The sequence below is a fragment of the Rhizobium sp. L43 genome, assembly GCF_002531725.1.
In the GTDB taxonomy this organism is placed as follows: domain Bacteria; phylum Pseudomonadota; class Alphaproteobacteria; order Rhizobiales; family Rhizobiaceae; genus Rhizobium.
In genome coordinates, this window is the sequence record NZ_NWSQ01000006.1 from 271,383 (window position 1) to 285,117 (window position 13,735).

13 protein-coding genes are annotated in these 13,735 nt (G+C 63.2%); 8 read left to right on the forward strand and 5 right to left on the reverse strand.

The genetic code is table 11. The annotated features are described in order from the left end of the window. Positions 1-407 precede the first annotated feature (407 nt). The 7 genes from CO667_RS10555 to CO667_RS10590 all read left to right on the forward strand — a co-directional run bounded on the left by CO667_RS10555 (position 408) and on the right by CO667_RS10590 (position 8,051). A complete protein-coding gene (locus CO667_RS10555) occupies positions 408-2,216 on the forward strand; it encodes a methyl-accepting chemotaxis protein (RefSeq protein ID WP_097618322.1) in 1,809 nt (602 codons plus the stop codon). Positions 2,217-2,218: 2 nt separating this feature from the next. Then, entirely contained in the window at positions 2,219-2,695 is a 477-nt protein-coding gene (locus CO667_RS10560; protein WP_097618323.1) for a chemotaxis protein CheW, read from the forward strand. A 29-nt stretch (positions 2,696-2,724) separates the two neighbouring features. Beyond that, on the forward strand, positions 2,725-3,582 hold the full coding sequence (locus CO667_RS10565; RefSeq protein ID WP_097618324.1) for a CheR family methyltransferase: 858 nt from the start codon (positions 2,725-2,727) through the stop codon (positions 3,580-3,582). Between the two features lie 67 nt (positions 3,583-3,649). Then, complete coding sequence (locus CO667_RS10570; RefSeq protein WP_097618325.1) at positions 3,650-4,747, forward strand: chemotaxis response regulator protein-glutamate methylesterase; 1,098 nt, start codon at positions 3,650-3,652, stop codon at positions 4,745-4,747. A gap of 243 nt (positions 4,748-4,990) precedes the next feature. Further along, positions 4,991-5,791, forward strand: coding sequence for an inositol monophosphatase family protein (locus tag CO667_RS10580; RefSeq protein WP_097618326.1), 801 nt, complete (start codon positions 4,991-4,993; stop codon positions 5,789-5,791). 112 nt (positions 5,792-5,903) lie between these two features. Beyond that, positions 5,904-7,016 carry a MotA/TolQ/ExbB proton channel family protein gene (locus tag CO667_RS10585; protein ID WP_097618327.1) on the forward strand — a complete coding sequence of 371 codons (1,113 nt, stop codon included), beginning with the start codon at positions 5,904-5,906 and terminating at the stop codon, positions 7,014-7,016. Between the two features lie 3 nt (positions 7,017-7,019). Further along, complete coding sequence (locus CO667_RS10590; protein WP_097618328.1) at positions 7,020-8,051, forward strand: peptidoglycan -binding protein; 1,032 nt, start codon at positions 7,020-7,022, stop codon at positions 8,049-8,051. Here the strand turns inward: CO667_RS10590 and CO667_RS10595 are convergent, their stop codons facing one another. From CO667_RS10595 to CO667_RS10615, 5 genes are all read right to left on the reverse strand, one after another. Then, positions 8,052-9,302, reverse strand: coding sequence for a DUF6596 domain-containing protein (locus CO667_RS10595; RefSeq protein ID WP_097618329.1), 1,251 nt, complete (start codon positions 9,300-9,302; stop codon positions 8,052-8,054). Between the two features lie 7 nt (positions 9,303-9,309). Beyond that, positions 9,310-9,648 carry a YciI family protein gene (locus CO667_RS10600; RefSeq protein ID WP_097618330.1) on the reverse strand — a complete coding sequence of 113 codons (339 nt, stop codon included), beginning with the start codon at positions 9,646-9,648 and terminating at the stop codon, positions 9,310-9,312. Positions 9,649-9,907: 259 nt separating this feature from the next. Continuing rightward, positions 9,908-10,096 (reverse strand): YegP family protein, encoded by a 189-nt coding sequence (locus tag CO667_RS10605; RefSeq protein ID WP_003566419.1) that lies wholly within the window; start codon positions 10,094-10,096, stop codon positions 9,908-9,910. A 164-nt stretch (positions 10,097-10,260) separates the two neighbouring features. Further along, the gene (locus tag CO667_RS10610) at positions 10,261-11,253 is read right to left on the reverse strand and encodes a tripartite tricarboxylate transporter substrate binding protein (protein WP_097618331.1); all 993 of its coding nucleotides are present in this window, start codon (positions 11,251-11,253) and stop codon (positions 10,261-10,263) included. 143 nt (positions 11,254-11,396) lie between these two features. Further along, on the reverse strand, positions 11,397-13,199 hold the full coding sequence (locus tag CO667_RS10615) for an ABC transporter transmembrane domain-containing protein (RefSeq protein WP_097618332.1): 1,803 nt from the start codon (positions 13,197-13,199) through the stop codon (positions 11,397-11,399). A gap of 193 nt (positions 13,200-13,392) precedes the next feature. Here CO667_RS10615 and rpmE point away from each other — a divergent pair, with 193 nt between their 5' ends. Then, complete coding sequence (gene rpmE, locus CO667_RS10620; protein ID WP_003566413.1) at positions 13,393-13,614, forward strand: 50S ribosomal protein L31; 222 nt, start codon at positions 13,393-13,395, stop codon at positions 13,612-13,614. The last annotated feature ends 121 nt before the right edge of the window (positions 13,615-13,735 follow it).

Here is a 13,735-nt window from a genome sequence, read left to right on the forward strand (position 1 = left end):
TGAGGCGCTCGACCGCCTTCGCCCTCAGGTGATCCCTCGGGCTGCTCCGGTGGCCCGAGGCGGAATATCCCCAACGCATGTAGGCGTTGGCGCTGCGACCGATAGATGTCCGGCTGCCGGGAAGTGAATGTAGTCGCTTTCCCCCTTTCAGACACATCACTTCGAAGTTGGAAGGGGAGAGCGCATAGCGCGCCCCTCGGGGCAGCACATGAGCGCTGTCCCCGTTTGCAACCGTCACGGGCCGGCCAGCCTGGCCCGCGACACAGACTTCCGGCTCGGGGGAGCCGGCGCGGAAGTATACTTCCTTCCTTCCGCGGCATGTTTTCGCCGACCGGAATTTCTTTGCTGCATGATGCCGCGCCGCCTGGACCATATTAATGCCCTCGCTCTCAGAGAGGAATATTGAGATGCGTATTACGATCAAACTTAAACTCGCAGCCGCCTTCGGCTTTGTTATCCTGTTACTGGTGGGCAGCGCGGTCTATGGAATCATCAGCCTCAGCTCGCTGAACGACGCTGTCGGCGACCTTGTTTCCGGGCCTGCAAAAAGGCTGGAACTGGCTCTGGAAGCGCAAACTGCCGAGCTCGATGCGGTCCGCTGGCAGAAGAACGCGCTTCTGGAAACGGATTCCGAAATCGTCAAAAAGGACTATCAGAATTCGGCGAAAAGCGTCGATGAGATGCTCGGCTTCGCGACAGGCGGCCTGCAGCTCGCAACTGCTGAAGGCAAGCCCCTCTGGGAGCGGCTGATCGAACTGGCCAAGCGCTTCGATGAAGGCTCCAACAAAGTAGCCTCCATTCAGCAAAGCGGCGACAGAGCAGGGGCCGCGGCGCTTTCCTCTGGGGAAGTTCGCGCCCTCGTCGCGGAAATGGAAGAGGTTTTCGGGAAACTCGTTACGCTTCAGCAGAAGTCGATGGCGCAAGCCGATAGCGATACCGATGCTCTTTATAACTCAACGAGGAACATGCTGGTCGGTCTCGCAATCGGGGCTTCCCTCATCGCTTTCGCCGCTGCGCTGTGGATCGCGCTCGGCGTCAACAGCGGCCTGCGCAAGATCATGAACGTTGCCAGCGCCGTCGCCATCGGTGATCTGAACCAGAAGGTCGAGATCAGGAGCAATGACGAGATCAAGGATCTGGTCAACATGATCAACACCATGACGGATAACCTTCGCACTACCGCCGAGATCGCCACGCAGATCGCCGACGGCGACCTGACGGTGTCTCCGAAGCCGCTTTCGGAGAAGGACACGCTCGGCATAGCGCTCGAGCAGATGGTCGAGCGCCTGCGTGGTGTTGTCGCCGATGCGGTCGCCGCCGCAGAAAATGTTTCTGCCGGCAGCCAGGAACTTTCGTCAAGCTCCGAACAGGTGTCGCAGGGCGCCAGCGAACAGGCAGCTTCTGCCGAAGAGGCTTCCGCGTCGATGGAAGAGATGGCGGCCAATATCAAGCAGAACGCCGACAATGCGGCGCAGACCGAAAAGATCGCCCGCCAGTCGGCCAAGGATGCCGAGATGAGCGGTGAAGCGGTATCGCGTGCCGTACAGGCGATGCGGACCATCGCCGAGAAAATCAGCATCGTCCAGGAAATCGCCCGCCAGACCGATCTGCTGGCGCTCAACGCCGCCGTCGAAGCGGCGCGTGCCGGCGAGCACGGCAAGGGTTTTGCGGTCGTCGCCTCGGAAGTCCGCAAGCTTGCCGAACGCAGCCAGTCGGCCGCCTCAGAAATCAGCTCTATGTCGAGCGATACGGTCAAGGCCGCTCAGGATGCCGGCGATATGCTCGGCCGTCTGGTGCCCGACATCCGCAAGACCGCCGAGCTGGTCTCCGAAATCAGCGCGGCCTGCCGCGAACAGGATATCGGCGCTTCGCAGATCAATGAAGCGATCCAGCAGCTCGACCGGGTGACGCAGCAGAATGCCGGCGCTTCCGAAGAGATGTCGGCGACCTCCGAGGAGCTTGCCTCCCAGGCCGAAGAACTGCAGGCTTCGATCGCCTTCTTCAAGGTCGATACGGCAGGCGATCGCCAATCCCGCACGCCGGCTGCAAAAGTGATTGTCCGCAGCTCGGCTCCCATCGCCGGCCGCAAGTTCGGTGTCCGCAAACCGGCGGCCAACAGCGTCGCCGGCCAGCAGGCACGGGCAAAGGGTTTTGCTCTCGATCTCTCCATGGGCGGTCCCGATGATGGGGACGCCGAATTCAAGGAAAGCGCCTGATCATGGCTCCGACACCTCTGGAAGCGCAATTCGTGACCTTCAGCCTCGGCGAGGAAATCTTCGCCGTGCCGGTTGAGGTGGTACGGGAAATTCTCGACTATGCGGAAGCTTTCAAGATTCCGAACGGTCCCGACTATCTGCTCGGCCTGCGCGACGTGCGCGGGCAGGGCGTGCCGACGATCGACCTTCGATTGAAGCTCGGCATGACGAAGACGGTGCCGACGCCGCATACGCGGGTGCTCGTCCTCGACGTGCCGCTGGAAAGCCGGCTGCTTACCCTCGGTCTCGTCGCCGATCGTGTCTTCGAGGTCACGCCGTTCCGGCGTGACCAGATCGAGACGGCGCCCGATATCGGCGTGCGCTGGCGCTCGGACTATATTGCCGGCGTCGTTCGCCGTGAAAACGGTTTCGTCGTCATCATCGATCTCGCGCGGCTCTTGTCGCGCGAGGACGCCTCGGCATTGCAATCGGCGGCCTGACCGCGCGTCAACCCGGAGTACTGCGTTCTATGAGTATGGCAGCAGCGGTGGAAAGCCAATTGCCGGGCGACCGGATCAGCAAGCGCAATTTCGAAAAGCTTGCCCGGTTCATCTACGACTATAGCGGCATCAAGATGCCGCCGACCAAGCTGACGATGCTCGAAGGGCGGCTGAGGCGGCGCCTTCGCGCAACCAATCATTCGACCTTCGACGATTATTGCGACTTCCTGTTCAATCACGATGGCCTCGCCCAGGAAACCGTCTACCTGATCGACGTGGTGACGACGAATAAGACCGACTTCTTCCGGGAAGCCAAGCATTTCGACTATCTGCAGAGCGTAGCGCTGCCGGCGATCGCCGGCAGCGGCGCGCGGACCCTCCGCACCTGGAGCTCGGCCTGTTCGACGGGGGCGGAACCCTACACGATGGCGATGGTGCTGGCGGAATTCGCCGAGGGCCGCAAGGACGTCTCCTACAGCGTGCTGGCGACCGATCTTTCCACCGACGTGCTGCAGACGGCGCGCCGGGGCATCTACCCGGAAGATCTGATCGCGCCGGTGCCGCGCGATCTGCAGCGCAAATATGTGCTGACGGCCAAGCAGCCGGATCGGCGGGAGGTGCGCATCACGCCGAAACTGCGCAGCAAGGTGGGTTTTGCCCGCATGAACCTGATGGACGAGAAATATCCGATCGGCGAGCCGATGCACGTCATCTTCTGCCGCAACGTGCTAATCTACTTCGACAAGCAGACCCAGGCGGGCGTGCTCAACCGCCTCTGCGATTGCCTGGCGAAGGGGGGGTACATGTTCATCGGCCATTCCGAATCGATCACCGGTTTCGATCTGCCGTTGAAGCAGGTCTCGAACACGGTGTTTCAGCGTATCTAGAGCATGTCCGCTTTTCTTCGAATTGCCGGCATGCTCTATCTTTCGGCACCATGCTCCAGGAGCATTCATGCGTAAGAAAATCCGTGTTCTCATCATCGATGATTCCGCCAGTGTCCGCCAGACGCTGACCCATGTGCTGGAGCAGGACCCCGATATCGAGATCATGGCGGTCGCATCAGACCCCTTCATGGCGGCGCGGAAACTGCTGGAGGAGACCCCCGACGTCATCACGCTCGATGTGGAAATGCCGCGCATGGACGGCATTACTTTCCTGCGCAAGCTAATGTCGCAGCGGCCGATCCCCGTCGTGATGTGTTCGTCGCTGACGGAAGCGGGTTCGGAAACGCTGCTCCAGGCGCTGGAGGCCGGTGCCGTCGACGTCATCCTGAAATCGAAGATCGGCGCCGCCGACAGCCTTGCCGATGACGCGCTGCGCATTCGCGAAGTCGTCAAGAGCGCCTCGCATGCGCGGCTTTCCACTGTGCGCCGCGCTGCCGGAACCATCCGCCCGGCTTCTGCGGAAGCGCCGGCCAAGAAGCTGTCGGCGGATGTCATGCTGCCGCCGCCGACAGGGCAGGCCATGGCGAAGACGACGGAGATGGTCGTCTGCGTCGGCGCCTCCACCGGTGGCACCGAAGCGTTGCGCGAATTCCTGGAGGCATTGCCGGCCAATGCGCCTGGTATGGTCATCGTCCAGCATATGCCGGAGAAATTCACTGCCGCCTTCGCCAAGCGGCTGAATGGTCTCTGCGAGGTCGAGGTCAAGGAAGCCGTCGATGGCGATCCGGTGCTGCGCGGCCATGTGCTGATTGCGCCAGGCGACAAGCACATGCTGCTCGAGCGCCAGGGCGCGCGTTACCATGTGAGCGTGAAGACCGGACCGCTGGTGTCCCGCCACCGGCCTTCGGTCGACGTGCTGTTCCGCTCGGCAGCGCGCTCGGCCGGCTCGAATGCCATGGGGATCATCATGACCGGCATGGGCGACGACGGTGCGTTGGGCATGCTGGAGATGCATCAGGCCGGCGCCTACACGGTGGCGCAGGACGAGGCGAGCTCAATCGTGTTCGGCATGCCGAAGGAGGCGATCGCCAAGGGCGGCGTCGACCGTATCCTGCCGCTCGATCAGATCGCCCGCGAAGTGCTGATGACGCAGCAGAAGTTCTGAGATCGATGTCGAGGGAATCCAAGCCGGGCGGGTGGTCTCGGGCGATTGCGCCGGATTTGATCCATTCAGCATAATCGGCGGTTTCCGGCGCCGCAGGGCAGCCATGCATGCCTCCCCTTGAAATTTCCCCGATTTTGTGGTCTTGAGGCCGCCAATCTTAGCAGCGCTGCCTGTCATGCATGTTCAGGGACACTTCCCGCCCCTGGCAGCGCGCCTCGTATCAGTCCCAAGGAAAATGCGCCGATGGCCCGTTCAGCTCTTCTCAATGTCATGGTTCAGGCTGCCCTCAAGGCGGGAAAATCGCTGGGACGTGATTTCGGCGAAGTGCAGAACCTGCAGGTTTCGGTGAAGGGACCGGGCGATTTCGTTTCCACCGCCGACCGCAAGGCCGAGAAGATCGTCAGGGAAGAGCTGCTGAAGGCGCGTCCCACCTATGGCTTCCTCGGCGAGGAAAGCGAAGAGATCAAAGGCACGGACGGCGCGCATCGCTGGATCGTCGACCCGCTCGACGGCACCACGAACTTCCTGCACGGCATCCCGGCCTTCGCCGTCTCGATCGCGCTCGAACGCAACGGCGAGATCGTCGCTGCCGTCGTCTTCAATCCGGCAACCGACGAACTCTATACCGCCGAGCGCGGCGGTGGCGCCTTCCTCAACGACCGGCGCCTGCGCGTCGCGGCGCGCCGGACGCTGTCGGATTGCGTCATCGGCTGCGGCGTGCCGGCGCTCGGCAAGCGCAACCACGGCAAGTTCCTGGTCGAGCTTCGCCACGTGATGGGCGAAGTGGCGGGCATCCGCCGCCTGGGCTCGCCGACGCTCGATCTCGCCTATGTCGCGGCCGGGCGGTTCGACGGTTTCTGGGAAGCGGAACTTGCGCCCTGGGACTTGGCGGCCGGCATCCTGCTCATCCGCGAAGCCGGCGGATTCGCCACCGATTGGGACGGCGGCACAGCCATTCTGGAGAGCGGCGCGATCGTCGCCGGCAACGAGATCATCCACAAGGCGCTGATCGAAGTCGTCAAGCGGCCGATTCCCGCCAAGTAGGCGAACGAAAATCCGGCTGTTGTAAAGTCACGCTTTTCGCCCCGGCATACTTCAATTCGGCACAATGTTGCTCTAGTCTCCGGCCGTAATGACGCCGGAGGCAGCGGACCCTATGGAAAATGTGAATGTGGCGGAGATCGGCTCCACCGAAAAGACGGCTGGCGGTTATGCCTACAGGCTTTCCAGTCCCATGCCCTTCCTCTGGACGATGCTGCTTTTCCTCGTCATCGTCGGCTTTATCGCCGCCATCCTCTTCCGGCAGACGCAGACCGCCTTCATGCACAATCCGGGCCTCAACGGCCTGATCGTCGGCGTTCTAGCAGTCGGAATCATTCTTGTTTTCAATCATGTACTGGCGCTTCGCCCCGAAGTGCGCTGGTTCAACTCGTTCCGCGCCGCCGGCAGCGCCGACAAGGTCAGCCGCAATCCGAAGCTGCTTGCGCCGATGCGGGCGCTGATCGGCAGCCGCAAAAGCTCGATGGCGCTGTCGACGACGGCGCTGCGCTCGATCCTCGATTCGGTCGCCAGCCGCCTTGACGAATCGCGCGACGTTTCGCGCTACCTGATCGGCCTCTTGGTCTTCCTCGGCCTGCTCGGCACCTTCTGGGGCCTCATCGGCACGATCGGCTCGATCAGCATCGTCATCCAGTCGCTCGATGCCAGCTCGAACGGCACGGGGGATGTGCTCTCGGCGCTGAAGGAAGGGCTCTCGATGCCGCTTTCGGGCATGGGCCAGGCCTTCTCCTCCTCGCTGCTCGGCCTTTCCGGTTCGCTCATTCTCGGCTTCCTCGACCTGCAGGCCGGCCGCGCGCAGAACCGCTTCTACATGGAGCTGGAAAACTGGCTCTCCTCGGTCACAGATGTCGGCTCCGACCTTGCCCCGGCTCTCGACGCCGTCGCCGGGGCTTCCTCGGACGACATGCGCGCGCTTTCCGATTATCTGCGCAAGGTCTCCGAAGAGGGTGGCACCGGCAACCAGCGCTCCGTCGCCGCGATGGCGAGCCTTGCCGAAGGCATTCAAGGCCTCGTCAAGAACATGCGCAACGAGCAGCAGATGTTGCGCGACTGGATCGAGGCGCAGCAGGACGAGGCGAAGGCAATGCGCCGGACGCTCGACCGGCTTGCTGAACGTATCGGCGTGCAGGAGCGGGCAGGCGATCGCGGCGACCGTGGCGAGCGTTTGCGCGACCGCGCCAGCCAGGCAGAAACGAGCGAGGGCAAGTAAGCCATGACTCTTGCCCGCAATCGGCGCCGCGAACGCACGGTGGATTACTGGCCGGGCTTCGTCGATGCGCTGTCGACGCTGCTCATCTCGATCATGTTCCTGCTGACGGTCTTCGTCGTCGGGCAGTTCATCCTCAGTCGCGAGATCACTGGGCGTGATGAGGTGCTCAGTCGCCTTAACAGCCAGATCAACGAACTGACGCAGCTTCTGGCACTCGAAAAGGGCAGCAACCAGGATCTCCAGGATTCGGTCGCCAACCTGCAGGCCTCGCTTGCCAGTGCCGAAGGCGATCGCTCGCGGCTGCAGGCGCTGCTGAGCGCCGGTTCCGGCGGTCAGGATGCGGCGCAGAAGAAGATCGGCACCATGACGCAGGAGCTCGACGAGCAGAAGCAGGTGAGCGAGCGGGCGCTCAGCCAGGTCGAACTCTTGAACCAGCAGATTGCCGCACTTCGCAGCCAGATCGCCGCCGTCGAAGCCGCCCTTCAGGCGTCGGAGGAGAAAGACCGGGTCTCGCAGACGAAGATCGCCGATCTCGGCAGCCGCCTCAACGTGGCGCTCGCCGCGCGCGTGCAGGAGTTGAACCGTTATCGCTCCGACTTCTTCGGCCGCCTGCGCGAGATCCTGTCCGATCGCGAGAATATTCGTATCGTCGGCGACCGTTTTGTCTTTCAGTCGGAAGTGCTGTTTCCCTCGGGCGGCGCCGATCTCAATCCGGAGGGTCAGACGGAGATGGCAAAGCTTGCCGCCGCCCTTCTCGATCTCGCCAAGGAAATTCCGCCGGAGATCAACTGGGTGCTGCGTGTCGACGGCCATACCGACAATGTGCCGCTTGCCGGAACGGGCCGCTTTCGCGACAACTGGGAACTGTCCTCAGCGCGCGCGATTTCGGTCGTTAAGTTCCTGATCGCGCAGGGCGTGCCGGCCGACCGGCTGGTTGCCGCGGGCTTCGGCGAGTTCCAGCCGATCGCGCCGGGCGATACGCCGGATGCGCGCTCCACCAACCGCCGCATCGAGCTGAAGCTGACCGAGAAATGATCAGCGTGACATTGCCTGCCGCGCCTTCTTCAGCCGGCCTGTCAGGAAGTCACGCACGGCGGGACTCTCGCTGAGGCCGATTGCCGCGATGTAGGCGTCGGTCGCCGCGGTATCGTCGCCCGCCTCAGACAGGAGAAAGGCACGCACCGCCCAGTAGGGTTGGTAGCTTGCGACCGCGCGCTGATCGAGCTGGTCGAGCCGCTCCAGGCCGGCGGCGGCGCTTAAGGCCCTGCCGATCACCGCAGCCTGGCTGACACGCGCACCCAGCGTCGGCTTCATCATCATCAGCGCCGCATAGAGTGTCGTCAACGCCTGCCAGTCGGTCTTTCCCGACAGCCGGCGGGCGGCATGCACGGACTGGATTGCCGCCTGGCACTGGAAGGCGCCGAAACGCTCGAAACCTCCGGCCTTGCGCAGCAATGCATCCGCCTCGGTGATCATGATCGCGTTCCACGCAGCCATATCCTGCTCGTCCAGCGGCACATATCGGCCGTCGCTGTCGCGCCGGGCGCTGCGGCGGGCTTCGCAGTGAAGCATCAACGAGAGGAGGCCGATTGCCTCCGGTTCGTCCGGCAGTACTGCCAGAAGCGCTCTGCCGAGCCAGATCGCCTCGCCGGCAAGCGAATGGCGCTCTTCCTCGCCGTCGAGACCGTCCCATCCGAGGCCGTAGGCGGCGTAGATCGCCGAAAGTACGGCGGCGAGCCGCCCTGATAAGGCGGGGCGAGGCGGGACGGCGAAGGGAATGCCGGCATCGCGGATCTTCACCTTGGCCCGCACCAGCCGCTGGCTCATCGCCTCCGGCGAGACGACGAAGGCCCGTGCGATGGTTCTCGCCTCGATGCCGAGAATTGTCTGCAGCATCAGCGCCGTATGCACGGAGCTGTCGATGGCCGGATGGGTGCAGGCAAACAGCAGCTTCAGCCGCTCATCGGGAAAGACCGCGTTGCCGGCCTCGTTCATGCGTTCCTGCGCTTCTTCGAAGGCGACCGATATCGTCGGTTGCGCCTTGGCCGCGACGGTGCGATGGCGGGCGGCCTGCATGAGATTGCGGCGTGCGGCCACCAGCAGCCAGGCTTCCGGATTGCCGGGAACGCCGCGTTCCGGCCAGACGCGAAGCGCCGAAGTCAGTGCTTCCGACAAGGCATCTTCCGCCGCCGGCACGTCACGCGAGCGGGCGGCGAGAAAGGCGATCAGCTTGCCGTAGGACTGACGCGCCACCTGTTCGGCGGCGCGTCCGGCATCGGGCGGCATCGTCACCTCACATCTGCAGGCGGGGGCGCACCTCGACCGAACCCTTGTCGGAGATCGGAACGCGGGTCGCCCATTCGAGTGCGGTGTCGATGTCGGGAACGTCGATCAGATAAAAGCCGCCGAGCTGTTCCTTGCCTTCCGGATAGGGACCGTCTTGAACATCGTGATCCTCGCCTTTGCGGCGTATGACCGTGCCGGTCTCGGGCGCTGTCAGCCCGGCGCCGCCGGTCATGATTCCCGCCTGGGCAAGCGCCTTGCTGTAGGCGACCCAGCCGTCGCGATAGGCGGGATCGTCACGGCGGGCGAAATCCTCAGGGGCTTCGCGAATGATGAGAGCATATTGCATAGAAAACTCCTGATCTCGTTGTTGGCGTTGATCCAGGCATCCCGGTGTAGAGAATCGATATCCCATAGTGACGCCCGGCGGAACGGCTCGGCCGTTCCGAGACAATGAGGCGCGGCCAGCGATCATTTCGACAGGGCCTTCAAAAAATATGCGAAAAAGAGAAATGGCGCCAAGGTCACAAGCAAACGCGCCGGGCTCAACGGCCGGTGGCGCTGGGAGGCGCGGGCAGGGCGGCGCTTCGCGCCGCCACTGCTGCTGCTCAGGCTTCGGCCTTCGTCTGGTCGACGACGTCGGCACTGGGCGTGTTTTTCTTGATGGATTCGATGGCACTCATGGCGGACGCCTTCGCCTTGTAGCCTTCGGAAAGGAACATGGTTTCCCCGTTCGATGCCTTGAAGCGGAAGCGGAACTCGCCGGCCTTATCCTTATAAACTTCGAATTTATACATGGATGTCTCCCGAAACGCTGAATTGCAACCATCAGCATCGGCGAGGCTAGATCAAAATGGCGAGCTTTTCCACTGCCTTAATTAGAATTGGGTTGCTTAGCGTCCAATTGTCACCACTCTGATTGGACGCAAGCGAAGAGATGACAAGCGATTGCCTGCTCGTCTCACTCCATCTGGATGTTTGCGCCCTTGACCACCGGTCCCCATTTCGCAAGTTCGGCCTTCACATGGGCGGCGAGTTGCTCCGGCGACGAGCCGACGATGGTGGCGCTGAATTCTTTCATGCGCTCGGCAACGGCCGGGTCGGCGAGCGCCTTTTTGGCCGAGGCATTGAGGCGCATCACCACGTCGTTCGGCGTTTTCGCCGGAGCGAAAAGCGCGTTCCAGGTATAGGTTTCGTAGCCTGGAATGCCTGACTCGGCGATCGTGGGCACATCGGGAAAGGAGGGCGCGCGCTCGGCTGTCGTCACCGCCAGCGCCCGCAGGGTGCCGGCCTTGATGTGGCTGGACGAGGACGGCAGATTGTCGAACATGATCGGCACCTGATTGCCGATGACGTCGTTCAATGCCGGGCCGGCGCCCTTATAGGGAATGTGCTGCATGCCGACGCCGGCCATCGACTTGAAGAGTTCGCCGGAAAGATGCAGCGGCGTGCCGTTGCCGGACGAGGCGTAGCTGTATTTGTCAGGCTCGGCCTTCAGCAGCGCGATCAGCTCCTGCACGGTCTTTACAGGCAATTCCGGATTGACGACCAGCACGTTCGGCACGACGACAAGCAGCGAGACCGGGGCGAAATCCTTCTCGGGATCGTAAGGGGTCGATTTGAGGATCAGCGGGTTGAGCGCGTGGGTCGCGACGGTGCCCATCAGAATGGTGTAGCCGTCCGGTTCGGCGCGGGCGACGTTACCGGCGCCGAGATTGCCGCCGGCACCGGCGACGTTCTGAACAATCACCTGCTGGCCGAGATCCTCCGACATCTTCTGCGCGACGATGCGGGCAACGACGTCGGTCGAGCCGCCGGCGGCAAAGGGCACGACCATGGTGATCGCGCGATCGGGAAAATCCGCAGCAGCGGCAGACATGGCGAGACCAAGCGTTGCAGTCAGGCCAAGAGCGAGCGCAAGGCTCGTGCGTCGCGTCATATCGGAAAGCGCCATTCCTATCTCCTCCCAAGAATTTCAACGGCAATATTCCCACCCCAGGGAATGAAGAGGTTAGGGCGGGAGGCGCGAAAAACAACCGCAGGGAAGCGCGGTGGAGGTCAGACTTTAGTCGCTGCTCGCAGAGATGCGCATGCCGGCTATTTCGCGGCGGCGAGCACGTCCTCGTTGGCGGCGTCGAATTGCAGCCGCGCCAGCCGGGCATAGATGCCGCCGTGACGGATCAGGCTCTGATGCGTACCCTCTTCGACGACGCGGCCCTGATCCATGACGAGGATGCGGTCGGCCTTCAGCACGGTTGCCAGGCGATGGGCGATGACGAGCGTCGTGCGGCCGTCGACCAGGCCGTCGAGCGCCTTCTGCACCAGCGTCTCACTTTCGGCGTCAAGTGCGGAGGTCGCCTCGTCGAGCAGCAGTACGGGCGCGTTTTTGAGGATGGCACGCGCGATGGCGATGCGCTGACGCTGGCCGCCCGAGAGTGTGATGCCACGTTCGCCGACCTCGGTCTCGTAGCCCTGATCCAGCCGCGTGATGAATTCATCGGCCTGGGCGGCAAGGGCTGCGGCGCGGACCTCGTCACGCGAGGCGCCGGGACGGCCGAAGGCGATATTGTCGTGGATCGAGGCCGCAAAGATGGTGACGTCCTGCGGCACGATGGCGATGCGCTGGCGCAACTCGTCTGGTGTCGTCAGCTGCGCATCGATATCGTCGATCTTCACGCTGCCCTGTTGCGGATCGTAGAAACGCAAGAGCAGCGAGAAGACGGTGCTCTTGCCGGCACCGGAAGGGCCGACGATAGCAACGGTCTCGCCGGGCGTGATGGCGAAGCTTAAGCCATGCAGCGCCGATTTGCCAGGACGCGAGGGATAGGCGAAATGCACGCCGGAAAATTCGACGCGGCCACGGCCGGGCGACGGGAGAGGCTCAGGGCTGGTGGGGGCGGCGATCGGCGAGACCTCGTCGAGCAGTTCGGTCAGCCGGTCGGCGGCGCCGGCTGCCTGCGAGAGTTCGCCCCAGACTTCCGACAGCGCGCCTAGCGAACCGGCTGATATGACGGCATAGAGCAGGAACTGGCCGAGCGTGCCGGCCGAAAGCGTGCCGGCAAGCACGCTGTGGGCGCCGAACCAGAGTACGGCGACAACGCTGCCGAAAATCAGCGTGATGGCAATCCCCGTCAGCAGGGCGCGGGAGCGGATGGCGGCGCGGGCGGCTTCATAGGCGGATTCGACGGCGGCGCCGTAACGTGTCGCTGCGGCATCCTCGCCGTTGAAGGCCTGGACGGTGCGGGTGGCGGCGATCGTCTCGTTGGCGAAGGCGGAAGCCTCGGCGAGCGTATCCTGGGCGGCGCGCGAGCGCTTGCGCACCGATCGGCCGAAGGCGACGAGCGGGAAGACGATCAGCGGGATCGCCCCGATGACGAGGCTCGAAAGCTTCGGCGAGGTGACGATCATCATGCCCATCGCGCCGAGACAGAGGATGAGGTTTCTGAGCGCCACCGAGGCGGTGGCGCCGACGGCGGATTTGATCTGCGTCGTATCGGCGGTCAGCCGCGAGACGATCTCACCGGACTGGTTGACGTCGAAGAAGGAGGGCGACAGCCTCGTCACATGGGCAAAGACATCGCGGCGAAGATCGGCGACGATGCGCTCGCCGATGGTGATGACGAAATAATAGCGCAGCGCGCTCGCGACCGCGAGCACGACGGCCATGACCATCAGCATGGCGAAGTAGCTGTTGATGAAGCGGCCGTCGGACTGGGTGAAGCCGTGATCGATCATGCGGCGCACGGCAAGCGGCAGTGTCAGCGAGGTGACGGCGGCAAGCGCCAGCGATATCAGCGCGCCGGCGACCATGCCGCGATAGCGCATGACATAAGGTGTCAGCCTGCCGAGCGGCCGCAGCGACCGCCTCTTGTTTTCCTCAGCCCGTACCTGCTCTGCCAAATCGTCTCCGATCGCCCGCAGGACCCGCGCAATGCGGCCTGTTGGCTCTTGTTATCCCGGCGTCCTTCATGTATAGGCACCGCATCCTAATGGGAAGCCGTAGCCATCACGACTGCGGCTTCATTTATTCAATCGGTTCGTCGGCCGCAACTGCATGCGGCAAATTGAACTCCGGTATCGCAGGAAGATTGTTATGAAGGCAGGCATCCATCCCGACTATCACATGATCAAGGTGGTCATGACCGATGGCACCGAATACGAAACCCGCTCGACCTGGGGTTCGGAGGGCGCTGTCATGAACCTCGAAATCGATTCCAAGTCGCATCCGGCCTGGACCGGCGGCAACCAGCAGCTCATGGACCGCGGTGGCCGCGTCTCCAAGTTCAACAAGCGTTTCGGCGGCCTCGGCCTCTAATCGCTTCTGCTCGACGGAATTTGAAGGAGCCCGGTTTTGCCGGGCTTTTTTGCGTGTGCGCCAGGCATGGCGCGTGGTGCGAGAGCACCGTTTGATCGGGCTGGTATCCGGTCGATGACTT

Coding starts and splice junctions, on each gene's coding strand:
- CO667_RS10595 (WP_097618329.1), bottom strand. CDS start 9,302: ATGCCGCCCGATGCCGGACGCGCCGCCGAACAGGTGGCGCGTCAGTCC.
- CO667_RS10560 (WP_097618323.1), top strand. CDS start 2,219: ATGGCTCCGACACCTCTGGAAGCGCAATTCGTGACCTTCAGCCTCGGC.
- CO667_RS10570 (WP_097618325.1), top strand. CDS start 3,650: ATGCGTAAGAAAATCCGTGTTCTCATCATCGATGATTCCGCCAGTGTC.
- CO667_RS10555 (WP_097618322.1), top strand. CDS start 408: ATGCGTATTACGATCAAACTTAAACTCGCAGCCGCCTTCGGCTTTGTT.
- CO667_RS10600 (WP_097618330.1), bottom strand. CDS start 9,648: ATGCAATATGCTCTCATCATTCGCGAAGCCCCTGAGGATTTCGCCCGC.
- CO667_RS10580 (WP_097618326.1), top strand. CDS start 4,991: ATGGCCCGTTCAGCTCTTCTCAATGTCATGGTTCAGGCTGCCCTCAAG.
- CO667_RS10585 (WP_097618327.1), top strand. CDS start 5,904: ATGGAAAATGTGAATGTGGCGGAGATCGGCTCCACCGAAAAGACGGCT.
- CO667_RS10590 (WP_097618328.1), top strand. CDS start 7,020: ATGACTCTTGCCCGCAATCGGCGCCGCGAACGCACGGTGGATTACTGG.
- rpmE (WP_003566413.1), top strand. CDS start 13,393: ATGAAGGCAGGCATCCATCCCGACTATCACATGATCAAGGTGGTCATG.
- CO667_RS10610 (WP_097618331.1), bottom strand. CDS start 11,253: ATGGCGCTTTCCGATATGACGCGACGCACGAGCCTTGCGCTCGCTCTT.
- CO667_RS10565 (WP_097618324.1), top strand. CDS start 2,725: ATGAGTATGGCAGCAGCGGTGGAAAGCCAATTGCCGGGCGACCGGATC.
- CO667_RS10605 (WP_003566419.1), bottom strand. CDS start 10,096: ATGTATAAATTCGAAGTTTATAAGGATAAGGCCGGCGAGTTCCGCTTC.